General features: G+C 69.4%; 17 protein-coding genes. 9 read left to right on the plus strand and 8 right to left on the minus strand.

All coding sequences use genetic code 11. The features are described from left to right. Positions 1 to 10: 10 nt before the first annotated feature. Positions 11 to 1,597 carry a cytochrome ubiquinol oxidase subunit I gene (locus tag FSB78_RS16385; RefSeq protein WP_147083617.1) on the minus strand — a complete coding sequence of 529 codons (1,587 nt, stop codon included), beginning with the start codon at positions 1,595 to 1,597 and terminating at the stop codon, positions 11 to 13. A 121-nt stretch (positions 1,598 to 1,718) separates the two neighbouring features. Between FSB78_RS16385 and cydD the strand changes: the two genes are divergently transcribed. Next, positions 1,719 to 3,380, plus strand: a complete 1,662-nt coding sequence (cydD, locus tag FSB78_RS16390; RefSeq protein WP_147083618.1) for a thiol reductant ABC exporter subunit CydD — start codon at positions 1,719 to 1,721, stop codon at positions 3,378 to 3,380. Further along, positions 3,377 to 5,035 (plus strand): ATP-binding cassette domain-containing protein, encoded by a 1,659-nt coding sequence (locus FSB78_RS16395; RefSeq protein WP_147083619.1) that lies wholly within the window; start codon positions 3,377 to 3,379, stop codon positions 5,033 to 5,035. Before cydD ends, FSB78_RS16395 begins: the two co-directional genes overlap by 4 nt. Here the strand turns inward: FSB78_RS16395 and FSB78_RS16400 are convergent. Further along, positions 4,986 to 5,678: an OmpW/AlkL family protein gene (locus FSB78_RS16400; protein ID WP_242008441.1), complete on the minus strand. Its 693-nt coding sequence runs from the start codon at positions 5,676 to 5,678 to the stop codon at positions 4,986 to 4,988. The genes FSB78_RS16395 and FSB78_RS16400 overlap by 50 nt on opposite strands. A gap of 133 nt (positions 5,679 to 5,811) precedes the next feature. Between FSB78_RS16400 and hemN the strand changes: the two genes are divergently transcribed. Then, on the plus strand, positions 5,812 to 7,128 hold the full coding sequence (gene hemN / locus FSB78_RS16405; protein WP_147083620.1) for an oxygen-independent coproporphyrinogen III oxidase: 1,317 nt from the start codon (positions 5,812 to 5,814) through the stop codon (positions 7,126 to 7,128). Between the two features lie 22 nt (positions 7,129 to 7,150). Here the strand turns inward: hemN and FSB78_RS16410 are convergent, their stop codons facing one another. Further along, positions 7,151 to 8,059: a LysR family transcriptional regulator gene (locus FSB78_RS16410; protein ID WP_147083621.1), complete on the minus strand. Its 909-nt coding sequence runs from the start codon at positions 8,057 to 8,059 to the stop codon at positions 7,151 to 7,153. Positions 8,060 to 8,168: 109 nt separating this feature from the next. On the opposite strand from FSB78_RS16410, the gene FSB78_RS16415 reads away from it, so the two are divergent. After that, on the plus strand, positions 8,169 to 9,380 hold the full coding sequence (locus FSB78_RS16415) for an MFS transporter (protein WP_147083622.1): 1,212 nt from the start codon (positions 8,169 to 8,171) through the stop codon (positions 9,378 to 9,380). Positions 9,381 to 9,430: 50 nt separating this feature from the next. Then, positions 9,431 to 10,348: an EthD domain-containing protein gene (locus FSB78_RS16420; RefSeq protein WP_147083623.1), complete on the plus strand. Its 918-nt coding sequence runs from the start codon at positions 9,431 to 9,433 to the stop codon at positions 10,346 to 10,348. A 43-nt stretch (positions 10,349 to 10,391) separates the two neighbouring features. Here FSB78_RS16420 and FSB78_RS16425 read toward each other — a convergent pair whose 3' ends face one another. Further along, on the minus strand, positions 10,392 to 10,553 hold the full coding sequence (locus tag FSB78_RS16425) for a DUF1674 domain-containing protein (protein WP_147083624.1): 162 nt from the start codon (positions 10,551 to 10,553) through the stop codon (positions 10,392 to 10,394). 92 nt (positions 10,554 to 10,645) lie between these two features. Between FSB78_RS16425 and FSB78_RS16430 the strand changes: the two genes are divergently transcribed. The 4 genes from FSB78_RS16430 to purH all read left to right on the plus strand — a co-directional run bounded on the left by FSB78_RS16430 (position 10,646) and on the right by purH (position 16,182). Beyond that, positions 10,646 to 11,923 (plus strand): RsmB/NOP family class I SAM-dependent RNA methyltransferase, encoded by a 1,278-nt coding sequence (locus tag FSB78_RS16430; RefSeq protein WP_242008352.1) that lies wholly within the window; start codon positions 10,646 to 10,648, stop codon positions 11,921 to 11,923. A gap of 127 nt (positions 11,924 to 12,050) precedes the next feature. After that, positions 12,051 to 12,710, plus strand: a complete 660-nt coding sequence (rpe, locus tag FSB78_RS16435; protein ID WP_147083626.1) for a ribulose-phosphate 3-epimerase — start codon at positions 12,051 to 12,053, stop codon at positions 12,708 to 12,710. Next, positions 12,707 to 14,440, plus strand: coding sequence for a heparinase II/III family protein (locus tag FSB78_RS16440; RefSeq protein WP_147083627.1), 1,734 nt, complete (start codon positions 12,707 to 12,709; stop codon positions 14,438 to 14,440). The genes rpe and FSB78_RS16440 overlap by 4 nt, the downstream gene beginning before the upstream one ends. A gap of 179 nt (positions 14,441 to 14,619) precedes the next feature. Then, positions 14,620 to 16,182 (plus strand): bifunctional phosphoribosylaminoimidazolecarboxamide formyltransferase/IMP cyclohydrolase, encoded by a 1,563-nt coding sequence (purH, locus tag FSB78_RS16445; protein WP_147083628.1) that lies wholly within the window; start codon positions 14,620 to 14,622, stop codon positions 16,180 to 16,182. A gap of 64 nt (positions 16,183 to 16,246) precedes the next feature. Here purH and FSB78_RS16450 read toward each other — a convergent pair whose 3' ends face one another. The 4 genes from FSB78_RS16450 to nadB all read right to left on the minus strand — a co-directional run bounded on the left by FSB78_RS16450 (position 16,247) and on the right by nadB (position 23,717). Beyond that, positions 16,247 to 17,779, minus strand: coding sequence for a lipopolysaccharide biosynthesis protein (locus FSB78_RS16450; RefSeq protein WP_147083629.1), 1,533 nt, complete (start codon positions 17,777 to 17,779; stop codon positions 16,247 to 16,249). Between the two features lie 99 nt (positions 17,780 to 17,878). After that, a complete protein-coding gene (gene polA, locus FSB78_RS16455) occupies positions 17,879 to 20,665 on the minus strand; it encodes a DNA polymerase I (protein WP_147083630.1) in 2,787 nt (928 codons plus the stop codon). 217 nt (positions 20,666 to 20,882) lie between these two features. After that, positions 20,883 to 21,956, minus strand: a complete 1,074-nt coding sequence (locus tag FSB78_RS16460; RefSeq protein ID WP_147083631.1) for a serine hydrolase — start codon at positions 21,954 to 21,956, stop codon at positions 20,883 to 20,885. Between the two features lie 171 nt (positions 21,957 to 22,127). Continuing rightward, entirely contained in the window at positions 22,128 to 23,717 is a 1,590-nt protein-coding gene (gene nadB, locus FSB78_RS16465) for an L-aspartate oxidase (protein ID WP_147083632.1), read from the minus strand. Between the last annotated feature and the right edge of the window lie 54 nt (positions 23,718 to 23,771).

Consider the following 23,771-nt stretch of genomic DNA (forward strand, 5'->3'; position numbering starts at 1 on the left):
ATGTCTCCTGTCAGGCGACCAAGGGGAGCGGTGGGGTGGCTGTCGCGAGGCGGGCGGCCGCTGGGCCGGGCAGATCCTCGTCATGCTCGTACGGTCCCTTGCGGATCGTCGCGAGGATCAGCCGGACCTCGATCACCGCGAGCGTGCCGTAGATCGCAGTGAAGCCGAAGATCGTCGTCCACAGCACGCCGCGGGTCAGCGACGAGGCGGCGAGGAAGGTCGGCAGCACGCCCTCGATCGCCCAGGGCTGGCGGCCGATCTCGGCGAGCATCCAGCCGAGCTCGATCGCGATCCAGGGCAGCGGGATCGCGATGACGGCAAGCTTCAGGAACCAGCGCGTCTTGGTATGCAGGCGCAGCGAGGTCAGCACGAACGCGGCGCCGAACAGTGCGATCATGAAGAAGCCGATGAACGCCATGATCCGGAAGCTCCAGAACATCAGCGGGACGTTCGGCACCACGTCCCACGCGGTCGTAGCGATCAGCTGCGGGGATGCCATTCTCGGATCGGCGACGTGTCGCTTGAGCAGCAGCGCATAGCCGAGGTCGCGTTTATGCGCCTCGAACCGCGCGCGCTGCGCGACGTTCGTCCGGTCGACCTTGAGACGCTCGACCGCGTCATAGGCGATGACGCCCGAGGTAATCCGCTCCTGCGCCTTGAGCACGAGTTCGGACATCCCCGTTACCTCCTTGTCGAGGCTGCGCGTCGCGATCAGGCCGAGGACCCAGGGAATCTGCACCTCGTACCGCGTCTCGCGCGCGGCGACGTCGGGCAGGCCGAACAGCGTCAGGCCGGCGGGGGCGGGGGCGGTGTGCCAGGCGGCCTCGATCGCGGCGAGCTTCATCTTCTGGTTGTCGGTGAGCGCATAGCCGCTCTCGTCGCCGAGTACGACGACCGACAGCGATCCGGCGAGCCCGAAGGCGGCGGCGACGGTCATCGACCGGCGTGCGACCGCGATATACCGGCCCTTTAGCAACCAGAAGGCGGAGATGCCGAGCACCACGACCGAGGCGCACACATAGCCGGCGCTGACGGTGTGGACGAATTTGGCTTGCGCGATCGGGTTGAAAATGACCGCGCCGAAATCGCTGACCTCCATCCGCATCGTGTCGGTGTTGAATTCCGCGCCGGTCGGGTTCTGCATCCAGCCGTTCGCGACCAGGATCCACAGCGCCGACAAATTGGTGCCGAGCGCGACCATGACCGTCGTGAACAGATGGCCACGCTTCGACAGCTTCTCCCAGCCGAACACCATCAGCCCGACGAACGTCGCCTCGAGGAAGAACGCCATCAGCCCCTCGATCGCGAGCGGTGCGCCGAAGATGTCGCCGACATAATGCGAGAAATACGACCAGTTGGTGCCGAACTGGAATTCCATCGTCAGCCCGGTGGCGACGCCCAGTACGAAGTTGATCGCGAAGATCCGTCCCCAGAACCGCGTGACGACGCGCCAGATCGGTCGGTCCGTCATGACGTATACGGCTTCCATGATGACCAGCATCATCGACAAACCGAGCGTCAGCGGCACGAACAGGAAATGGTACAGCGCGGTCAGCGCGAATTGCAGCCGCGACAGATCGATGACCCCAAGGTCCATGATGATGCTCCCCACATGGCCGTCGACCGGCCCTGTCCGGACCCCGACTAGGCGGGGGTGGCGGTGCGGACATTGACCGTGGTCAAAGACGCGCACGGGTGCGCCGTCGATGGCGAGGGGCATGAGCAGCATCACCAAAGACCGCGCGCGCGCCTCGCGAACCTATCTGAGCGGGGTCGTCGCGGACGGCGGCGGGGTGCGGCTGTCGACGAGCCTGTTGCTGCTCGACAGCGTTGCAGCGATCGGGTTCTCGGGCGGCCTTGCGGGCGGCGTGGTCGCCGTGCCCACGGGGATTGCGGCGGCGCTGCCTTGGGCGGTGCTGGCAGGCGTCTCGGCGGTCGCGCGCGGCGCGTGCGCGATGCTCGCCGTGCGCATCGGCGCGGATGGCGCATACCACGCGAAGACGCGGCTGCGGCGGCGGATCGTCGATGCGGCGCTGCACCGCACGCCCGGATCGGAGGCAACTACCGGCGTTCTGATGAGCGCGGCGGTGGACGAGGTCGATGCGATCGACGGCTATGTCGCGCGCTTCCTGCCGGCGCGGATGGCGGCGTCGATCGCGCCGTTGCTCGTGCTCAGCGCGACCGCGGTCGCGAGCCCGATCGCAGCGGCGATCCTGGTGGCGACGTTCTTTCCCTTCCTGGCAGCGATGATCCTGGCGGGCGGGGCCGCGGCGGACGCGTCGCGCCGCCAGTTCGTCGCGATGGCACGGCTGTCGGGGCTGTTTGCGGACCGGATCGGCGCGTTACCGCTCGTGCTGGCGTTCCGTGCCGAGGTACGCGAGGCGGCGACGCTGGGCGCTGCGTCAGAGGATCTCGCGCGGCGGACGATGCGCGTGCTGCGCGTCGCGTTCCTGTCGTCGGGCGCACTCGAGTTCTTCGCTGCGCTGTCGGTCGCCCTGGTCGCTGTCTATGCCGGGTTCAACCTGTTGCACCTGCTGCCGTTTCCGGTGCCCGAGACGCTCGATCTAGGCCGCGCGTTCTTCGTCCTGGCGCTCGCGCCCGAATTCTATGCGCCAATGCGGCGGTTGGCGGCGGCGTATCACGACCGGCAGGCGGCGGAGACCGCGGCGGAGCGGCTGGCCGGGGTCGAGCTCGCCAAGGCCGCGCCGATACCGGTGGTGCCAGTCTGGTCCGACGCGGCGCCAGCGATCCGCTTCGACTCGGTCGCGGTCCATTATGACGGGCAGGAGCACCCGGCGGTGTCGGGCGTCTCGTTCGACGTCGCGCCCGGTACGATTCTCGCGCTGGTGGGCCCGTCGGGAAGCGGCAAGAGCAGCCTGCTGCACCTGCTTCTAGGCCTTGCGCCGTTGTCGGAGGGGCGCGTGTCGATCGACGATCAATCGCTCGCCGACATCGGCAGCATCGCGCCGATCGCGGCGTGGATGGGGCAGTCGCCGCTGATCTTCGCCGGAACGATCGGCACGAACATCGCGCTCGCCGATCCGTCTGCGTCGCCCGAGCGCGTCGCCGAGGTCGCGCGGATCGCCGGACTTTCGCCGATGCTGCTCGCGCGCGGCGGACTGGGGGCGACCATAGACGCGCGCGGCAGCGGACTGTCGGGGGGCGAACGGCGGCGGATCGCGCTGGCGCGGGCACTGTTGAAGCCGGCATCCATCCTGTTGCTCGACGAGCCGACCGCGCATCTCGATGCGGAGTCCGAGGCGCGGCTGATCGTGTCGATCGCGCGGGCCTGTACCGGGCGCACCACGATCATCGCAACGCACAGCAAGGCGTTGGCCGCGATCGCGGATGTCGTCGTCGATCTGGGAGAGCGAGCATGACGGCGTTCGACCGGCTGATCGCGGGCGAGCGACGGCGGCAACGGCGCGGGCTGTGGCGCGCGAGCGGCTATGCGGCGGTCGTCGCGGTGGCGTCCGTGCTGCTGCTGGGGCTGTCCGGCTGGTTCATCACGGCGGCCGCAGCGGCGGGACTGGCGGGAACGATCGCGGCGCAGGGGTTCAACTACATGCTGCCAAGCGCGGGGATCCGCCTGCTCGCGATCCTGCGGACCGCGGGGCGCTATGGCGAGCGGGTCGCAGCGCATGACGCGGCGTTCGGCGCGCTCGCGCGGATCCGGCCGGCGTTGTTCCTGGGTCTCGCGCGCGGCCCGGCGCATCAGGCGCTGGCGCTGACGCAGGGGGACGCGACGGCGCGGATTGTTCAGGATGTAGCGATCGTTGAGGCGCAGTTCGTCCGGTTCTCGGCGGTGCCGGGGATGGTCGCGGCGCTGGCGAGCGGGCTGCTGCTCTGTGCGCTCGGCGGATGGGCACTCGCGCTGGCGCTCGTCCTGTGCCTGGCGGCGTTGCTGGGCGTCGCGATGCTGCTCGCGCGATATCTCGAAGCACCGGGGCGCGCGGTGCAGCGCGCGAGCGGGGGGCTCAAGGAGGCCTTCGCCAGTGTCGCCGATGCCGCCGCGGACCTGCGCTGCTACGGGATCGAGCGGCAGGCCATGGCGGCGGTCGATCTGTGCAGCCTGACGCTCGCCGACGCGCAGCGCGCGCAGGCCGGGGTCGTGGGGTGGTTCGATTTCGCCCAGGCCGTCGCGCTGGGTGTGGCGGGGGTCGCGGCGCTGCTGCTTGCAGCCCCTGCACGCGCACCGATCGCGGCGCTGTGCGCGTTGGCAGCGGTGATGACGATCGACGGCGCAGGCCCGGTGTTGCGCAGCCTGGCGCAGCGCAGCGCCGTGCGCGAGGCGACCGCGCGGCTCGACGAGCTGCTGCCGGGCGGTGTGGCGGAGGACCTCGTCACGCCGTGCGGTGCCGCGCGGTCGATCGATCTGCTCGGCACGCATCTGCCCGCGGGTGCCCGCGTCGCGCTGGTCGGCGCATCGGGAACGGGCAAGACCACCCTCGTCGAAAGCCTGCTCGGCCTGCGCGACGCAAGACCGGACGCTGCGTTCATCGATGGCACGGACATTGTCGACCTTCCGCTCGCCGTCCGCCGGGCGACGTTCGGCTGGGCACCGCAGGATGCCGCGCTGATGGCCGGCACGATCCGCGAGACGCTGGCGCTCGGCGATCCGGCGGCGGACGATGTGGCGATGTGGGCGGTGCTCGGCGAGGTCGCGCTGGCCGAAACGATCGCGGCGCTGCCTAGCGGGCTCGACAGCTGGATCGGCGAACACGGCGTGCGGCTGTCGGGGGGAGAGCGACGGCGACTGGCGCTGGCCCGCGCCTATCTGGTGCCCGCACCGTGGCTGTTGCTCGACGAGCCGACCGAGGGGCTCGACGCGGCGACCGAGCGGTGCGTCGCCGATCGCCTGTCCGCCCGGCTGGGGCGGACCGGGCAGGGGCTGATCCTGGTCAGCCACCGCCCGGCGATGGTCGCGCTGTGCGACCGGCGGATCGCTGTCGCGCCGGTCGTCACCCCAGTCGTCGACGCGGATGTTACAGGCGAAGGCCGAGCCCGACGCCGAACACCAGCGGATCGAGGCTGATCGCGACGCGCTGCGTCCCGGCGGCCGTGGTCCGCAGGCGCGCGGTGGTATCGATATCGATATATTTGACGTCGAGGTTCAGGAAGACCTTCGGGGTAATGTCGACGTCGACACCGACCTGAGCCGCCCAGCCGAAGCTGTCCTTCATGTGCACGCCGGTCCGTCCGACCGCGGTGACCAGGCCGTCCGCGGCCTTTTCGTTCCAGAAGATCGTGTAGTTCAGCCCGGCACCGACATAGGGGCGGACCTTGCCCGTCGGGTTCAGATGATATTGCGCAGTCAGCGTCGGCGGCAGGACCCAGGTCGAAGCGAGCTTGCCGATCTTGCCCGTCGTGCCGGTGCGGCCGTCGGCGTGGTGCTTGGTGGTGGCGGCGATCAGTTCGAAGCCGATGTGATCGGTCGCCATGTAGGTGACGTCGATCTCGGGCATGACGCTGTCGTTCACGCGGACACGCTCGCCGGGGAAGGCGGGCAGGATGCTGCCCGACGTCTCGTTCGGCGCGACCAGGATGGTGCGCACGCGCAGCAGCACGTCGCCGGCGGCGATGCCCTGGCGCGGGGTGGCGTCGGTCTGGGCGAGCGCGGGAGCGGCGAACGTCATCCCCGCACAGGCGGCTCCGACGGCGAGGGTCTTGATCGACAATGTCATGGTCCGGCTCCTGAAATCCAACGCCGCCGGGCTAGGCGCGGGGCGCGGCGCGGGCGTTGACCGCGGACAAGGATCGCGTTGATCGCGGTCAAAGACGTCGCGTGCGGCACCGGCCACGTCGCGGGGCATGTGGACCTATCATCCGGACCTGCTCGCGGTGCCCGTGCCGCGCTATACCAGCTATCCGACCGCCGCGGCGTTCGACGACAGGGTCGGTCACGCGGACATGCAGGCCGGGCTGGCTGGCATCGCGGCGGACGACACCGTCTCGCTCTATGTCCATATCCCCTATTGCCGGCAGATCTGCTGGTATTGCGGGTGCAACACCGGCGCCGCCAATCGCAGCGCCCGGCTGGACGCGTATCTGGAGCGGCTCGAACAGGAGATCGCGCGCGTCGCCGACCGGGTCGGGCATGCGCGGGTCGGTCGGATCGCGTTCGGCGGCGGCAGTCCGAACGCGGTTGCGCCGGCGCAGTTCGCGCGGCTGGTGGATCTCGTCACGACGCGCTTCCGCTGCGACGATCCGGTCCTGTCGGTCGAGATCGATCCGCGCGGGTTCACCGCGGAATGGGCGGCGATGCTCGCGGCGCACCGCGTGTCGCGCGTCAGCCTGGGCGTGCAGACGCTCGACCCGGCGATCCAGGCGGCAATCGGGCGCGTCCAGCCGGCAGACGAGATCCGGCGCGTGATGGATCTGCTCCGCCGCGCCGATATCGGGTCGATCAACTTCGACCTGATGTACGGCCTGCCGGGCCAGTCCGAGGCCGCGCTCGAAGCGACACTGGTCGACAGCCTGGCAATGGCGCCCGACCGGTTCGCGGTGTTCGGCTATGCGCATGTCCCCGCCATGATCCCGCGCCAGCGCCGGATCGACGCGAGCGCGCTGCCGGATGCACGGGCGCGCTTCGCCCAGGCTGCGCTGGCACACGCGACGCTGACCGCGGGCGGCCATGTAGCGATCGGCTTCGACCATTTCGCGGTGCCGGGCGATGCGCTCGCGCTGGCCAGCGCGAACGGTACGCTGCGCCGCAATTTCCAGGGGTTCACCGAAGACCAGGCGACCACGCTGATCGGCCTGGGGGTCAGCGCGATCAGCGAATTCCCCGATCGCCTGCTGCAGAACGCGAAGAACACCGGCCGTTATCATCTCCTGATCGCAGCGGGCCGGTTCGCCACCGTTCGTGGACTCCGCCGGACCGCCGAGGATCGTGTGAGGGCGCGCGCGATCGAGAAGATCCTGACGCGCGGGACGGCCGACCTGTCGGGCGTCGCGGACCTGGCCGGGGTGCGCGATCGCCTGACGCCGTTCGAACGCCGGCAGCTGGTCCGATGGGAGGGGGCGACATTATGGGTGTTGGTCGAAGCGCGTCCTTATGCCCGATCGATCGCGGCCGCCGTCGACCAATATCAGAGTGCCGCGCGGCAGTTCAGCACCGCGGTATAGGCCGTTCCGGCTCGGTCGACCGCTACGCGATGCGCAGGCCCGTAGTCAGCGCGTCCAGCACGGCGTTCACCTTCGGGCTGAGCTGCCGGCGTCTCGGCCAGACCAGGTGCAGCGCAAGCCCGGCGGTCGCACGGTCGGGCAGGATCTCGACCAGCTCGCCGCGCGCGAGCTCGTCCTCGATCAGCCAGGTCGCGAGCTGCGCGATCCCGAACCCGGCCTTGACCGCACCGACCTGCGCTTCCGCGCTGCCGAGCACGATGCGGGGCTCCATCGTCCGTTCCTCGACCAGTCCGGCATCGCCTGCGAAGCGCCACGGAATCGTGCTGCCGTCGGCGCGGCCGTAGAGGATGCAGTCGAACGCCGACAGGTCGTCGGCGCTGCGCGGCGTACCGCGTCGGTCGAGATAGGCAGGCGCCGCGCAGAAGATCACGCGTTCGGTGCCGAGATGCCGGTGGCCGAGCGTATCGACGCGCAGATCCGACGCGCCGATCCGGATCGCGACGTCGATGCCCTCCTCGACGATGTCGACCTTCCGGTCAGTGAAGGTGATGCTCGGGCGCAGGTTCGGGTGGCGTTCGGCGAACGCGAGCAACAGCGGCATCGCCTGCATCCGCCCGAACGCGACCGGTACGTCGATCTTCAACCGTCCGACGATCTCCGATCGATGCGCCGCCAAGACGGCCTCCGCATCCGCCAGGTCGCCGAGCACGCGGACGCAGGTTTCGTAGAAGGCGGCGCCGACATCGGTGAGTGTCAGGCGGCGCGTGGTACGCTCGAACAGCCGGCTGCCGAGCCGCGCCTCGAGTCGCGCCACGCTCTTGCTGACCGCCGAATTGGTCAGGTTGAGGCGGACGCCCGCGGCGGTGAAACTGCCGGCATCCGCCGTGGTGACAAAGGCTTCGATGCCCTTGAGGCGTTCGGAGGGGATCATGGCGGCGCTCGATTGTGGAATATTCGTCGCGCCATACGCGAATTAATGCCGCGAGACCCGCCTTTCCGTCGCGCGTAGAGGGGGCGGCCCAATTGGAGCTGCCCCCCCGATGTCGTCCGCTACGTCCGCCACGTCCGTCCACGCCGCATCGCCCGGCACCAAGTCCGCGGGGCATGGCCTCGCCGTGCTGCTGCTCGCGATTTCGGCGTTCGTGATCGTCACGACCGAGTTCATCATCGTCGGCCTGTTGCCCAGCCTGTCGCGCGACCTGGGGATCTCGATCTCGACCGCGGGGCAGCTGGTGACGCTGTTCGCGTTCACGGTGATGCTGGCGGGGCCGTTCCTGACCGCGATGCTCTCGCATTTCGAGCGCAAGCGGCTGTTCGTCGTGATCCTGGTGATCTTCGCCGGCGCGAACGCGCTCGCTGCCGCGGCGCCCGATATCTGGGTGCTCGGGCTCGCGCGCTTCCTGCCGGCGCTGGCGTTGCCGGTGTTCTGGGGCACGGCGAGCGAAACCGCGGGTGAGCTCGCGGGCCCCGAGAAATCGGGCAAGGCGGTCGCCAACGTCTATCTCGGCATTTCCGGCGCGATGGTGCTTGGGATCCCGCTCGGTACGCTCGCGTCGACCGCGTTCGGCTGGCGCGGGACGTTCTGGGGGCTGTCGGGGCTGTCGCTGCTGATGGCGGTGCTGCTGTTCGTCGTCATGCCGACGCTGGCGAAGCCGGCACGGGTGAAGCTCGCCGAGCAGGCCAGGATCCTCAAGGACCCGTATTTCCTCGGCAACGTCGTGCTGTCGGTGATCGTCTTCACCGCGATGTTCACGGCGTACACCTATCTCGCCGACACGCTCGAGCAGATCGCCGGGATTCCCGCGGGGCAGGTCGGCTGGTGGCTGATGGGCTTCGGCATCGTCGGGCTCGGCGGCAACTGGCTGGGCGGGCAGTTCGTCGGGCGCGGGCCGCTGATGGTCACTGCGGTCGCGGCGCTGGTGCTCGCGGTCGGGATGGCCGCGACGACCTTGGTCGCGGGGTCGCATGCCTGGCTCGGCGTCGCGCTCGCGGTTTGGGGTATCGCGAACACCGCGCTCTATCCGATCTGCCAGGTCCGCGTGATGCAGTCGGCCAGCCATGCGCAGGCGCTGGCCGGCACGCTCAACGTGTCGATGGCGAATGCCGGGATCGGCCTGGGCGCGATCATCGGCGGATCGGTGATCCTGCACATGGGGCTGGCGAGCGTCGGCTATGTCGCCGCGGGAATCGCGCTTCTCGCGGCCGTCTTCACGCTGCTGGTCGCCCGGCTGAAGGCCCGCAGCGCCGCCTGATCCATTTCCCGCCGGCGCGCGTTGAGCGCCGGATCTTAGAGGAGCATGTCATGCCCAAGGTTTCCACCACCGCCGATTACGCCGCGCGCGACGCGAGCATCGCGATCAACAGCTACACCACGGTGCTGCGGCGGCCGCGCGTGCCGCACGACATCTTCGCGACCTATTGGCGCGACGTGCACGGGCCGCTGTGTTCGCGGATTCCGGGGCTCGGCTGGTACGTCCAGAACCATCTGGACCGCGAGCAGGACGCGCACCTCTGGCCCGCGATCGACGGCATCGCGGCGTTCGCCGACTATGAACTCGATGGCGGCGTCGAGATCGGGTTCGCATCGAAGGCGGACCAGGCCGTGTTCAACGCGGCGAGCCCTATCCTGTTCGCCGACGAGCAGAACATGTTCGCGGCGACGGTCGCCTATGCACTGCCGAGCGGCTCGCGCACTTTGGTCGACCGGGTGCCCGATCCGGTCCCCAATGGCGACGACGGGCTGGACCGCATCCATGTCCATCTCGGCGCGCGTGGAAGCGATGCGGCGGCGTTCGGTGCGGCGATGACCGGCTTTGCCGAGACGCTGGCGGCAGACCCGTCGGTGTTGAAGCTCCGGCTGCATCTGCCCGACCGCTACGACAATGCGGAGCCGGCGCCGCCTGCGCCGAATGTCGATCACGCGGTGCCCGCGGACCGGACGCTGATCGCGATCCTCGACCTCGCGTTCGAGACCCCGCTCGCGCGCCGGCATGTTCTCGAGTCGGAGACGTTCCTGGCGGCCTATCGCGCGCAGACGGGGCAGGTCGCACACGCGTCGGCGTTCGCGGTCAGCGGCGTCTACACCTATGTGCGCGACGGACAGATGACGACGGCCGGGCTGCGCGGCAGCCGTGCGGCGCAGCTGATCGAGCGGCTGGGTGCGAACAACCAGGTCGCGGACGACGTGCGCGGGATGATCGCGACCGGAGTCGTGCGCTAGACGTGGATGGGGGACGGGCGTCGGGGACTGAGCGAGGCGTCGCTCAGAAGTCGATCGCCATGCCCTTCAGCTCCCAGTCGCCATAGCGCACCGGGTTGCGGCCCATCGGGTCCTCGGCGGGCTCGGGCACGGCCTCGGGCTCGGGGACCGGCGTGGTCTTCGACAGATAGGCGGGAGGCTTCACATGGTCGGGGCGCTGGCCCATCGCGGGTCTCCGAGTTGCGGGTTTGCGTTCTAGCCGCCACATGGGGGCGATCGCGCCGCATTGCCATGCGCCGCCCCAGCGAAGGACCTTCGATGCCCGATTATACCCATGCGCCCGAGCCGCTCGGCGTTCCCACGCGCCGTGCCGCGATCCGCCTGCTCGATGCGGTGCTCCGCCGTGGCGAGGCGCTCGAGGCCGCGCTGCCCGCCGCGACGCGCGCGATCCACGGGCCCGATCGGGGTCTTGCGCATGCGATCGCCGCGGAAACGCTGCGGCGGCTGCCCGATCTCGACGCGCTGATCGATTCGGCGACCAAGACCAACCTGCCCGACGACGCGAAGGCGCGGATGGCGCTCCGGATCGCGCTGGTCCAGACGCTGGTGCTGGGCACGCCGAGCCACGCTGCGATCGCGACCGTGCTGCCGCTGGTCGATGGGGGGCCGCGGAAGCTGGTGCACGGCGTGTTCGGGACGCTGTTCCGTGCAGGCGTGCTGCTGCCCGAGGTGCCGACGCTGCCCGCGCCGGTCGAACTGCGCTGGGAAGCGGCGTGGGGCGAGGAGATGGTCGATGCCGCGCGCGTCGCGATCGCAGTGCCGCCGCCGCTCGACCTGACGATCGCCGACCCGTCCGAGACCGAGGGCTGGCGCGAGAAGCTGGGCGGGGTCAGCTTCATGCCGGGCCATCTGCGGCTCGGCGAACATGCGTCGGTGCCCGACATGGACGGCTTTTCCGATGGCGCGTGGTGGGTGCAGGATATCGCGGCGTCGCTGCCCGCGCGGTTGCTGGGGCAGGGGGCGGGCCATGTCCTCGATCTGTGTGCGGCGCCCGGGGGCAAGTCGCTGCAACTCGCGGCGGCGGGCTGGACGGTTACCTCGGTCGATAATTCGCAGAGCCGGATCAAGCGGTTGCGCGAGAACCTGTTCCGCACGCATCTGAAGGCCGAGGTGGTCAATGCCGACATCCTCGACTGGCAGCCGGCCGAGCCCGCCGACGCGGTGCTGATCGATGCGCCGTGCAGCGCGACGGGTATCTTCCGGCGCCACCCGGACGTGCTGCACCGCGTGCGGCCGTCGATCATCGCCGAGACCGCGGCGCTGCAGGCGCGGATTTTCGCGCGTGCGGCGGATTGGGTGAAGCCGGGTGGGACGCTGGTGTACGCGACCTGCTCGCTGGAGCTGTCGGAGGGGGAGGCGCAGCTGGATGCGTTCCTCGCGGCGCGCAGCGATTATTCCGTGGTGCCGGTGGCGCAGAGCGAATTGCCCGAGGGGATTGCGCCGACCGAGCAGGGCACCGTCCGCACCCTGCCGGGGATGCTGGCGGAGCAGGGCGGCGCGGATGGGTTCTTCATGGTGCGGTTGAAGCGGAGCTAGTCGTTCTCCCGCGAAGGCGGGAGTCCAGGGGCAAGCAGCGCTGCGTGCGTAACCCTGGATTCCCGCTTTCGCGGGAAAACCGTCAGGTGCCAGTTCCGCACCCGCGAATCCCGCGCTAGGACAGGTCATGCATCCCGTCCGTATCGCACCCTCGATCCTGTCCGCCGACTTCTCGAAACTCGGGGAGGAGGTGCGCGCGATCGACGAAGCCGGGGCCGACTGGATCCATGTCGACGTGATGGACGGGCATTTCGTCCCCAACATCTCGTTCGGCCCGGCGGTGATGAAGTCGGTACGCGGCGTCACCACCAAGCCGTTCGACGTCCATCTGATGATCGCGCCGGTCGACGTCTATCTCGACGCGTTCGCCGAGGCCGGCGCGGACTGCATCACCGTGCACTACGAGGCGGGACCGCACATCCATCGCTCGCTCCAGCACATCAAGTCGCTCGGCAAGCGCGCGGGCGTGGTGATCTGCCCGGGGACGCCGGCCAAGATGCTCGATTACCTGCTCGACATGGTCGACCTGGTACTGGTGATGAGCGTCAATCCCGGGTTCGGCGGGCAGAGCTTCATCCCGAGCCAGCTCAAGAAGATCTCGGCGATCCGCACGATGATCGAGAAAAGCGGGCGCGATATCGATCTCGAGGTCGATGGCGGGGTCGACGCCGCTTGGGCGAAGCGGTGCATCGAGGCGGGCGCGGACGCGCTGGTCGCAGGCACCTCGGTATTTCGCGGCGGGCCGTCGGCCTATGCGGCGAACATCGCCGCGCTGAGGGGCGATTGAGCACGCCGGCGCCCGAACCCGCACCCGACGGGATCGACGAAGGCCGGCGGCTGATCCGGCTGGGCGGCGATGCGGCGCTGTCGCTCGCCGACCGCCTGGCCGAGCGGTTCCACCGGCTGACCTGGCGGACGCCGATCCATTCGATCCGGCTGAAGGGCCGCTATCCGCTGAAGCTGATCGCGGTGCCCGAGGATCCGGTGATGGGCGACGTCCCGCGCGGCCATGCGCTGCTCGAAGGCGTGATCGGCCTGCGCGGCGAGACGCGCGACATCGAGACGCTCGACCTCGCCAAGCCCGACTGGGGCAAGCCGTTCGCCGAGCATCTGCACAGCTTCGCTTGGCTCCGCGACCTGTCGACCGTCGCGACGCGCGCGCGGGGCGCGCCGATCGCCGAGCATCTGATGAGCCTGTGGCTGGCGACGCATGGCGACACCGTCGGCGGGCTCGCCTGGCGGCCCGATATCTGGGGCCGGCGGATCCTGTTCTGGACGTGCCATGCGCCGCTGATCCTGTCGTCGGCGGACCTGATCTATCGGTCGAAGGTGCTGAACGCGCTGGCGCGCGGCGCGCGGCATCTCGATCGCGGCGCGGACAAGGCCGCGGCGGGGGCGCCGCGGATCGCGGCGTGGTGCGGCGTCGTTGCGGCCGGGCTGCTGATCCCCGGCGGCGAACCGCGCCAGGCGTTCGGCGAGGCGGGATTGCTGCGCGCGCTCGGCACCGGGCTGTTCGACGATGGCGGATCGGTGTCGCGCAGTCCGGCGATGCTGCTCGACTGCATCCAGCTGCTCAGCATGCTGCAGGAAACCTATGCGGCGCGGCGGATGGAGCTGCCCGAGCCGGTCGCGGCGACGCTGACGCGGATGGTCGCGGCGTTGCTCGGCGTGATGCACGGCGATCGCGCGCTGTCGAGCTGGCAGGGCGGCGGGCCGTTCGCCGAGGCCGAGATCGCCGCGGTGATTGAGGCGAGCGGGGTGCGGACGCGGCCGCTGCGCCAGGCGCGCGACTGGGGCTATCAGCGGCTCGCAGCGGGGACCGCGGTGCTGATCGTCGACGCCGCCCCGCCGCCGGTCGCGCGGCTGGTCGAGGGCGGCTGCGCGTCGACGCTGGCGTTCGAATTCTCGGACGGGCCGGCGCGGATCGTCGTCAATTGCGGCGGCGCGCGCGCGGGCGTGGCGCAGCTCCCGGCGGCGCTTGCCGAAGGATTGCGGTCGACCGCGGCGCATTCGACGCTGACGATCGCCGACAGCAACTCGACCGCGATCCATGCCGATGGCACGCTGGGGCGCGGTGTCGCCGAGGTCGAGCTGAGCCGCCAGGAATCGGACGCGGCCAGCCGGATCGAGGCGAGCCATGACGGCTATGTCCGCCGCTGGGGGTTCGCGCATCGCCGCCAGCTGATGCTGACCGGCGACGGCAAGGAACTGCGCGGCGAGGATGCACTGTTGCCCAAGGGCAAGAAGCGCCATGCCGGCGTGACGCCGTTTGCGATCCGATTCCATCTGGGCGCGGGCGTGCAGGTGTCGATGACCGCGGATGCGCTCGGCGCAATCCTGCGGCTGCCGGGCGGCGCGCTGTGGCAGTTCAGGTGTCGCGGCGGGCTGCTCGCGGTCGAGGACAGCGTGTGGATCGCGGCCGATGGCCGGCCGGTGCAGACGCAGCAGCTGATCGTGACGGGTGAGGCGGCGGCCGGTGGCGCCAACGTCAGCTGGGCGCTCAAGAAGGCGCTGTAACACCGTCATGCTGAACTTGGTTCAGCATCCACCGCGCCACGGACGATGGCGCTTGGGGGAAAGGTGGACCCTGAAACAAGTTCAGGGTGACGGACGAGGCGCGCTCGGGCGCCCCCTCTGTTCGCAGCGCCCATCCGCCGCTAAGGCCCCCGCATCCTCGCCGCCGACGAAAGATCCTCATGACCAGCATCCCCATCCGCCGCGCGCTCCTGTCGGTGTCCGACAAGACCGGCATTGTCGACCTCGCGACCGCGCTTGCCGCCAAGGGCGTCGAGCTGGTTTCGACCGGCGGGACCGCTACTGCGCTCCGCGCCGCGGGGCTCGCGGTGCGCGACGTGTCGGAGCTGACCGGTTTTCCCGAGATGATGGACGGCCGCGTCAAGACGCTGCACCCGATGGTGCATGGCGGGCTGCTCGCGGTGCGCGACGATGCGGGGCATGTCGCGTCGATGGAGGAGCATGCGATCGGCGCGATCGACCTCGTGATCGTCAATCTCTATCCGTTCGAGGCGACCGTCGCGAGGGGCGCGGACCGCGACACCGTGATCGAGAATATCGACATCGGGGGTCCCAGCATGGTGCGGTCGGCGGCGAAGAACCACGCGTTCGTCGCGATCGTCACCGATCCCGCCGACTATGCGACGGTCGCGGGCGGCAGCACGACGCTCGATGATCGCAAGCGGCTGGCTGCCAAGGCGTTCGCGACCACTGCCGCCTATGACGGCGCGATCGCGACGTGGTTCGGCACCGTCGACCAGGGCGAGGCCTTTCCCGAGACGCTGCCGATCACGCTCAAGCGCGGCGATGCGCTGCGCTACGGCGAGAATCCGCACCAGTCTGCGGCCTTCTACACGGCGACGGGCAGCGTCCGCGGGATCGGCCAGGCGCGGCAGGTGCAGGGCAAGGCGCTCAGCTACAACAATCTCAACGACGCCGATGCCGCACTCGAACTGATCGCCGAGTTCCGTGACGCGGCGCCGTCGGTCGTCATCGTCAAGCACGCCAACCCGTGCGGTGTCGCGACCGCGGCAACGTTGGGCGAGGCCTATGCCGCGGCGTTCGCGTGCGACACGGTGTCCGCGTTCGGCGGCATTATCGCCGTCAACCGCACGCTCGACGCCGAGACGGCGCGCGCGATCACCGGGATCTTCACCGAGGTCGTCGTTGCACCCGACGCGGACGAGGAAGCGATCGCGCTGTTCGCCGCGAAGAAGAACCTGCGGCTGCTGCTGACCGGCGAGCTGCCCGATCCGGCCCGCGCCGGGCTTACCGCCAAGTCGATCGCGGGTGGCTGGCTCGTCCAGGGCCGCGACAACGGCACGCCGGGCGAACTGACCGTGGTGACGAAGCGCCAGCCGACGCCGCAGGAACTCGCCGACTGCCGTTTCGCGTGGACGGTCGCCAAGCACACCAAGTCGAACGCGATCGTCTATGCCAAGGACGGCAGCACCGCAGGCGTCGGCGCGGGCCAGATGAACCGCCTGGAGTCCGCGCGGATCGCGGCGTGGAAGGCGAAGGATGCCGCGGAGAAGGCGGGCTGGGCCACGCCGCGCACGATCGGCTCGGCCGTGGCGTCGGACGCCTTCTTCCCATTCGCTGACGGGCTGCTGGCGGCGGTCGAGGCGGGGGCGACCGCGGTGATCCAGCCGGGTGGTTCGATCCGCGATGCCGACGTCATCGCCGCGGCGGACGAGGCGGGCCTCGCGATGGTGTTCACGGGGATGCGTCACTTCCGGCACTGAGGTGGTCACCCGCGAAGGCGGGTGCCCAGTCTGGGTCCCCGCCTCCGCGGGGACACAAAATGGGTCAGCGGACCGGCGACCCCGAATGCGGGAGCGTCGCCGGCTCGATCCCCGGCTTCTTGCCGAACAGCGCGCGGTCGGCGGGGCCGAACGCCCATTTCCACAGGATGAAGAGATAGGTCGCGGCAATCGCGGGTTCGCCGAACACGAGCTCGACCCATTCGTAGCGCTTGGGCAGCGCGGTGAAGGCACTCCCGACGATGATCGCCGCCAGCGCCGCGATCACGAGCGGCGTCCGCCACGGATTGACCGACGCGCCGAGCAGGCGACCGAGCAGCCTAGCCTTGATCACCGAGGTCAGCGCGACCGACAGCATCAGCGCGATCGCCGGCCCCGCCGCCTGGTAGTTGACCGGATAGCCGAACGAGCGGATCGCGAAGATCAGCGCGAAGCTCAAGCCCACCTGGAACGCCAGCATCGCGCCGGAAATCATCAGGTTGCGGTGCCGCGCGATATAGACGAGCGCCGATTCGCTGACCGCGCCGGTCGATGCCAGCACCTCGGCGGTGAGCAGGAAGGCGAGCGCGGCGGTGCCCGCGACGAACTGCGGCCCGACCACGCCCATCACCGCTTCCCCCGGGATCGACCCCATCAGCGCGAGCCCGCCCTGCGCCGCCATGATCCAGAACGCGACCTGGCGCACCTGGTTGGCGATCGCGATGCGGTCGTTGATCGCGAGGCTCTGCGTGATCACGGGCCCCAGGATCGGGTCGAAGCTGGTCTTGAGCTTCTGCGGCAGCGAGGCAACCTGCTGCGCCATGTAGTAGATGCCGACGATCTTGGGTTCGAACATGACGCCGAGGATGAAGCGATCGACGTTGCGACTGCCCCATTCGAGGATGTCGGCGCCCGCCAGTGGCGCGTTGGCGCGGGCGAGCGCGTAGAGCGGGCGCAACTGCGGGGACCAGCCGCGCGGAAAGCCGTAGCTGCGCAGGAACGGCACCAGGCTGGCGATCAGCGCCGCGGTCATCGATGCGATGTAGCTGAGCACCAGACCGTCGCGGATCGTGAAATAGCTGAACGCCCAGGCGGCGATCGAGATCGTCCACGGCTCCACGACGGCGCGCGCGGTCACCGCCGCCTTGACGTTCAGACGGTAGGCGAGCGCCGCGAGGCTGACGTCGGACCAGGCGACCGCGATGATGATCAGCGGCAGGAACCGGTCGAGCCCGGTGATCGCGCTGTTGGGGTACATGATCCCGGGGAAGGTGCAGAGCACCGCGCTGGCGATCAGCGACGCGACGAACGCGACCGCCATCGCGTCCCAGACGACGCAGCCATGCGGCCGGTCGGACTGGCTGAGCGCCTGCGCGAGCCCGCGCTTGAGGCCGAGCGTCGCGAGCAAGGCGGCGAGTTCGACGACGACGACCGCGATCGCGAACCGGCCGACCAGGTCCGGCCCGTAGATGCGCCCGGCGATGAACAGGAACGGGATGCGCGCGGCGAGGCGCAGGACGAACCCTGCGATGTTGGTGCGCCCGCCCTTGGCGAGCGTGTCGATGTCGGATTGTCGCTCAGCCACGAACACATCCGTCATGCTGAACTTGTTTCAGCATCCACGGTTTCACCATCGCTGGCTCACGGTGGTGGAGAGGTGGACCCTGAAACGAGTTCAGGGTGACGGAGGCCGGAGCGCTCAATGCGCCGCGCCCCAGCTCGCGCCGGTGCCGATTTCGATGCCGAGCGGCACGTCGAGCGTGACGGCCGGTTCTGCCGCGGTCGCCATCACCCGCTCGATCACCGGCTTGGCCGCGTCGACATCACCCTCGGGCAGTTCGAACACGAGTTCGTCGTGCACCTGCAGCAGCATCCGCACGTTCGGCAGCCCCGCCTCGAGCAGGGCGGGTCCCATCCGCACCATCGCGCGCTTGATGATGTCGGCGCTGGTGCCCTGGATCGGCGCGTTGATCGCGGCGCGCTCGGCGCCCTGGCGTTCGTGCTGGATCTTGGAGTGGATGCGCGAAAAGTGGGTCTTTCGGCCGAACAGCGTCGTCGTGTAGCCTGTCGCGCGGACGCTTTCGGTCGTCTCCATGATGTAGTTGGAGATGCCGGGGAAGCGATCGAAATAGCGGTCGATCATCGCCTGCGCCTCGTCGGCGGTGACGTCGAGCCGTCCCGCCAGCCCCCAGCGGCTGATGCCGTAGAGGATCGCGAAGTTGATCGTCTTGGCGCGGCCGCGGGTGTCGCGGTTGACCTCGCCGAACAGCTCCTGCGCGGTGAGGCTGTGGATGTCATCGCCGTTCGCGAACGCGGCCTTCAGCGCGGGGACGTCCGCCATGTGCGCGGCGAGGCGGAGCTCGATCTGCGAATAGTCGGCGGCGAGGATGACGTTGCCGGGCTCCGCCACGAACGCGTCGCGGATCTGGCGGCCAACCTCGGTGCGGATCGGGATGTTCTGCAAATTGGGATCGGTCGACGACAGCCGCCCGGTCTGCGCACCGGTAAGGCTGTACGAGGTGTGCACGCGCCCCGTCGCCGGGTTGATCTGCGCCTGCAGCGCATCGGTATAGGTGGATTTGAGCTTCGACAGCTGGCGCCAGTCGAGCACGCGGCGCGAGATCAGCGCGCCGGGCGAATCCTTGTCCGCGGCGATGCGCTCCAGCTCGTTGACGTCGGTCGAATAGACGCCGGACTTGCCCTTGCGGCCGCCCTTGATACCCATCTTCTCGAACAGCACGTCGCCGAGCTGCTTGGGGCTGCCGATCGTGAACGGGCCGCCGGCCATTTCGTGGATCTCGGTCTCGAGCGTCGCCATCTGTGCGGAGAATTCGCCCGAGAGCCGCGCGAGCGCCTCGCGATCGACCTTGATGCCGTGCATCTCCATCTGCGCGATGACGGGGACGAGCGGACGGTCGACCATCTCGTAGACGCGCGTCGCGCCTTCGGCGGGCAGGCGGCGCTTGAACCGGCGCCACAGCCGCAGCGTCACGTCGGCGTCCTCGGCGGCGTAGTGGGTCGCGGCCTTGAGGTCGATTTCGGCGAAGCTGCGCTGCGACTTGCCGGTGCCGACCACGTCCTTGAACGCGATGCAGGTGTGAGAGAGGTGAGTCGCGGCGAGCTCGTCCATGCCGTGGCCGTGCAGTCCGGCATCGAGATCGAAGCTCATCAGGATGGTGTCGTCGAACGGCGCGATCGACACGCCGCCGCCCTCTGAGCTGGCCTCGGCATAGGCGCGGGCAAGGACGATCATGTCGTATTTGAGGTTGTGGCCGATCTTGAGGACGCTCGGATCCTCCAGCAACGGCTTCAGTTTTGCCAGCACCACGGCGCGGTCGAGCTGGACGGGGTTTTCCGCCAGCAGGTCCGTGCCGCCATGCGCGATGGGGACGTAGCAGGCGAGGTTCGGATGCAGCGCCATGCTGATCCCGACAAGGTTCGCGCGCGTCGCGTCGATCCCGGTGGTCTCGGTGTCGATCGCGATCCAGCCCTGGTGCCTGGCGACGGTGATCCAGCGATCGAGCGCGCTTTCGTCGACGACGGTCTCGTAATCGTCGTGCTTGCAGGGCTCGTCCTCGTCGAACTGCGCGGTGCTCGCGGGTTCGGCGACGGGGGCGTCCGCCACCGCGGACAGCTTGGCGATCAGCGACTTGAAGCCGTGATGCTCGAGGAAGGCGCGCAAGGGGGCGTCGGGGATGCCCTTGAGCTCGAGGTCGTCGAGCGGCTCGGGCAGGGTCACGTCGCATTTGAGCGTGACGAGCACCTTCGACAGCCGCGCCATCTCGGTATGCTCGATCAGATTGTCGCGCATCTTGCTGGGCTTCATCGTCGGCGCGGCGGCAAGCACGGCTTCGAGGTCGCCATGCTCGAGTATCAGTTTCGCGGCGGTCTTGGGACCGACGCCCGGCACGCCGGGGACGTTGTCGACGCTGTCGCCCATCAGCGCGAGCACGTCCCCGAGCTGCGCGGGGGTCACGCCGTGGAATTTCTCGGCGACATGCTCGGCGCCGAGGCGCCGGTTGTTCATCGTGTCGTACATGTCGAGCCCAGGCTCGATCAGCTGCATCAGGTCCTTGTCGGAGCTGACGATGGTGACTTCCCAGCCCTGCGCCAGCGCGGCCTTCGAATAGCAGGCGATGATGTCGTCCGCCTCGAGCCCCTCGGTCTCGATGCACGGCAGCGAGAAGGCGCGGGTCGCGTCGCGGATCATCGGGAACTGCGGGACCAGATCCTCGGGGGGCGGCGGGCGCTGTGCCTTGTACTTGTCGTAGAGATCGTTGCGGAAGGTCTTGCTCGATTTGTCGAGGATGACCGCCATGTGCGTCGGGCCGTCGGCGGCGTGGACCTCGTCGGCGAGCTTCCACAGCATCGTCGTATAGCCATAGACCGCGCCGACCGGCTCGCCATGCTTGTTGGTGAGCGGCGGCAGGCGGTGATAGGCGCGGAAGATGTAGCCGGAGCCGTCGACGAGGTAGAGATGGGGCATGGCGCCGAGATAGCGGATGCGCGCGCCGGGACCAATGCCGGAAGCGTGGCGCCCGGGTAACGGTGCCGGGAAATCGTGCGGCGGCGTCTCGATCCTCCCCCGCCAGGGGGAGGTGGCGCGCGCAGCGTGACGGAGGGGGCGGGAAGAGAAACGATCGTTGCGTGTCCGCCCCCTCCGTCACCTTCGGTGCCACCTCCCCCTGGCGGGGGAGGATTGACTAGTTCCGCATCGCCGCGTGACTCGCGACCGCGGCGGCGACCGACTGGATCAACTGCTGGCGTTCACGGATCGGGCGGAGCGTGTCGCCGACCATCACCGCGATCGCATAGCGGCGTCCGTCGGGCGCGGTGAGCAGGCCGACGTCGTTGAAGCCGGCGTTGCGCGCGCCGAGATCCTGGCCGGTGCCGGTCTTGTGCTGGATCGTCCAGCCCGGCGGCAGTGCGGCGCGCAGGCGGGCGCGGCCGGTGACCGAGGCGCCCATCGTGTCGAGCAGGATCCGCGTCGAGGTTTCGCTGAGCAGCTCGCCGCGCGCCAGCCGGGCGAGCGAATCCGCGATCGCGATCGGCGCTGCGCCATCGGGCGGGTTGGCGACATAGGCGTCGAGCGCGGCGGCGCGCACCGCGGGCGACAGCCGCGATCGTGCGGTGAGGAAACCGTTGTTGACCGCATAGGAGGGCTGCCAGGTCAGCCCGGCGGTCCTGGCCTGCAGCAGGCGTTCCCCGGGGCCGAAGCGGATGTCGCCCAATCGCTTGCGCTCGATCATCGCGCGGACCGCGCCGGGCCCGCCGACGAAGGTCAGCAGCCGGTCGTTGGCGGTGTTGTCCGAATGGGTGAGCGCGCGGGTCAGCAGGTCGCCGACCGTGGTCTGGTAGCCCGCGCCCTTCACCAGCATCGCGATCGGCTGGTGGAACAGCGTCAGGTCTTCCGGACGGACCAGAATCGGTTCGTCGAGCCGCGCCTTGCCCTGGTCGCGCAGGTCGAGCAGCGTGATCGCCACCCATAATTTGCTGACCGATTGCTGCGGCAGCGACAGGCGGCCGCCGGCCTCGACCGTCCACCCCTCGTCGACCGCGCGGATCGCGATCCCGGCCTTGCCCGCGAAGCCGCGGTGCAGCGCGTCGATCGTCGCGGCGAGCTGTGCCGGTGCGGCGCGCGAGACGCGGGGCGCGGGGGGCGGCACGGGGATCGAGACGCTGACCGCGGGCTCGACCGCCGGTGCGTGCGCGCTCTGCGCCGGGCGCGAGGACGTGCCGCAACCGTTGAGCGCGAGCGCCAGGCCGGCCGTTGTCATGAAACGCGCGAAACTCACCGAAACCATGCGTAGAAGTGCCCCGACCGTGCCGGGGCCATCCTTACCCGTTGAGTCATCGCACGAAACCAAAGGTTCCCGCTGCTGCGACGAAGCGCGCGCGATGCGGGGCCAGTGGTTCGGCTGATCATCGGTGGCAGGAGAAGGAGGGCGTCACGGGACCAGCACCGTGTCGACCGCCTCGGGCAACATGTCGGGATAATCGAGCGTATAGTGCAGCCCGCGGCTTTCGTGGCGGTGCAGCGCGCTGCGGACGATCAGATCGGCGGTCTGGAGCAGGTTGCGCAGCTCGATCAGGTCGGGCGTGACGCGGAAATGCTGGTAATATTCGGCGACCTCGTCGGTCAGCAGCTTGATGCGGTGCTGCGCGCGTTCCAGCCGCTTGGTGGTGCGGACGATGCCGACATAATTCCACATGAAGCGGCGGATCTCGGTCCAGGTCTGCTGGATCACGACCTCCTCGTCGGAATCGGTGACGCGGCTTTCGTCCCAGGGGCGGATCGGCGGCGGGACGGGCAGGCTGTCCCAGGCCTCGGCAATGCTGTCCGCCGCGGCCTCGCCGAACACGAAGCATTCGAGCAGTGAGTTGCTGGCCAGCCGGTTGGCGCCGTGGAGCCCGCTCTCGGTGCATTCGCCGGCCGCATAGAGGCCGGGCAGGTCGGTCTTGCCGTGTTCGTCGATGACGATCCCGCCGCAGGTGTAATGCTGCGCCGGCACGACCGGGATCGGCCCCGTCGTCATGTCGATGCCGAGCCCGAGCAGCTTGTCGTGTATGTTCGGGAAGTGGTGCCGGATGAAGTCCGCGGGCATGTGGCTGATGTCGAGATGGACATAGTCAAGCCCGTCGCGCTTGATCTCGGCGTCGATCGCGCGGGCGACCACGTCGCGGGGCGCGAGTTCCATCCGCTCGGGATCGTAATCGGCCATGAACCGCCGCCCGGTGGTCGGGTTGACCAGCCGACCGCCTTCGCCGCGTACCGCCTCGGTGATCAGGAAGTTCTTCACCTCCAGATTATAGAGGCAGGTCGGGTGGAACTGCATCATTTCCATGTTGGAGACGCGGCAGCCTGCGCGCCACGCCATCGCGATTCCGTCGCCGGTCGCGCCGCGTGGCGCGGTCGAGAAGAGATAGGTGCGCCCCGCACCGCCGGTCGCGAGGATCGTCGCGCGCGCGGTGAACAGGTTCACGCTGCCGGTGACCTTGTCGACCGCATAGACGCCCCAGACATGGCCGGCGCCTGAATAGCGACGCTCGTGGCGGCTGGTCGCGAGGTCGATCGCGACCTGGTTGGGGACCAGCGTGATGTTCGGGTGCGCTTCGGCCGCGCGCTGCAGCGCCTCCTGCACCGCCCAGCCGGTGGCGTCGGCGACATGGACGATCCGGCGATGGCTGTGCCCGCCCTCGCGCGTCAGGTGGAGCGCCCCCTTGCCCTCGGCGCCCTCGGTCTCGAAGGGGACGCCGAGCTGTGTCAGCCGCTCGATCGCGGCGGGCGCGCCCTCGACCACCATCTCGACGATCGCGCGGTCGTTGAGGCCGGCGCCGGCGACCATCGTGTCCTCGACATGGTTCTCGAACCGGTCGCCGGGTTCGAGCACCGCGGCGATCCCGCCCTGCGCCCAGGCGGTCGACCCCTCGTTCATCGCGCCCTTCGCCAGCACGGTGACGGTGAAGCGATCCGCCAGGTTGAGCGCCGCGGTGAGCCCAGCGGCGCCCGAGCCGACGATCAGGATGTCGCTGGTCATGCGCTCGTCTCCGGTCCGGTACCGAGGATTGCCGGCGCCTCGCCGCGAATGTTG

Origin of the sequence: Sphingomonas ginsenosidivorax (assembly GCF_007995065.1) — a bacterium.
GTDB lineage: Bacteria > Pseudomonadota > Alphaproteobacteria > Sphingomonadales > Sphingomonadaceae > Sphingomonas > Sphingomonas ginsenosidivorax.

Bases quoted from the DNA above. Each gene is read 5' to 3' on its own strand.
- FSB78_RS16410 (WP_147083621.1), bottom strand. From the start codon at position 8,059: ATGATCCCCTCCGAACGCCTCAAGGGCATCGAAGCCTTTGTCACCACG.
- FSB78_RS16430 (WP_242008352.1), top strand. From the start codon at position 10,646: ATGCCCGATTATACCCATGCGCCCGAGCCGCTCGGCGTTCCCACGCGC.
- hemN (WP_147083620.1), top strand. From the start codon at position 5,812: ATGTGGACCTATCATCCGGACCTGCTCGCGGTGCCCGTGCCGCGCTAT.
- FSB78_RS16385 (WP_147083617.1), bottom strand. From the start codon at position 1,597: ATGGACCTTGGGGTCATCGATCTGTCGCGGCTGCAATTCGCGCTGACC.
- cydD (WP_147083618.1), top strand. From the start codon at position 1,719: ATGAGCAGCATCACCAAAGACCGCGCGCGCGCCTCGCGAACCTATCTG.
- FSB78_RS16450 (WP_147083629.1), bottom strand. From the start codon at position 17,779: ATGACGGATGTGTTCGTGGCTGAGCGACAATCCGACATCGACACGCTC.
- FSB78_RS16395 (WP_147083619.1), top strand. From the start codon at position 3,377: ATGACGGCGTTCGACCGGCTGATCGCGGGCGAGCGACGGCGGCAACGG.
- rpe (WP_147083626.1), top strand. From the start codon at position 12,051: ATGCATCCCGTCCGTATCGCACCCTCGATCCTGTCCGCCGACTTCTCG.
- FSB78_RS16460 (WP_147083631.1), bottom strand. From the start codon at position 21,956: ATGACAACGGCCGGCCTGGCGCTCGCGCTCAACGGTTGCGGCACGTCC.
- nadB (WP_147083632.1), bottom strand. From the start codon at position 23,717: ATGACCAGCGACATCCTGATCGTCGGCTCGGGCGCCGCTGGGCTCACC.
- polA (WP_147083630.1), bottom strand. From the start codon at position 20,665: ATGCCCCATCTCTACCTCGTCGACGGCTCCGGCTACATCTTCCGCGCC.
- purH (WP_147083628.1), top strand. From the start codon at position 14,620: ATGACCAGCATCCCCATCCGCCGCGCGCTCCTGTCGGTGTCCGACAAG.
- FSB78_RS16420 (WP_147083623.1), top strand. From the start codon at position 9,431: ATGCCCAAGGTTTCCACCACCGCCGATTACGCCGCGCGCGACGCGAGC.
- FSB78_RS16415 (WP_147083622.1), top strand. From the start codon at position 8,169: ATGTCGTCCGCTACGTCCGCCACGTCCGTCCACGCCGCATCGCCCGGC.
- FSB78_RS16425 (WP_147083624.1), bottom strand. From the start codon at position 10,553: ATGGGCCAGCGCCCCGACCATGTGAAGCCTCCCGCCTATCTGTCGAAG.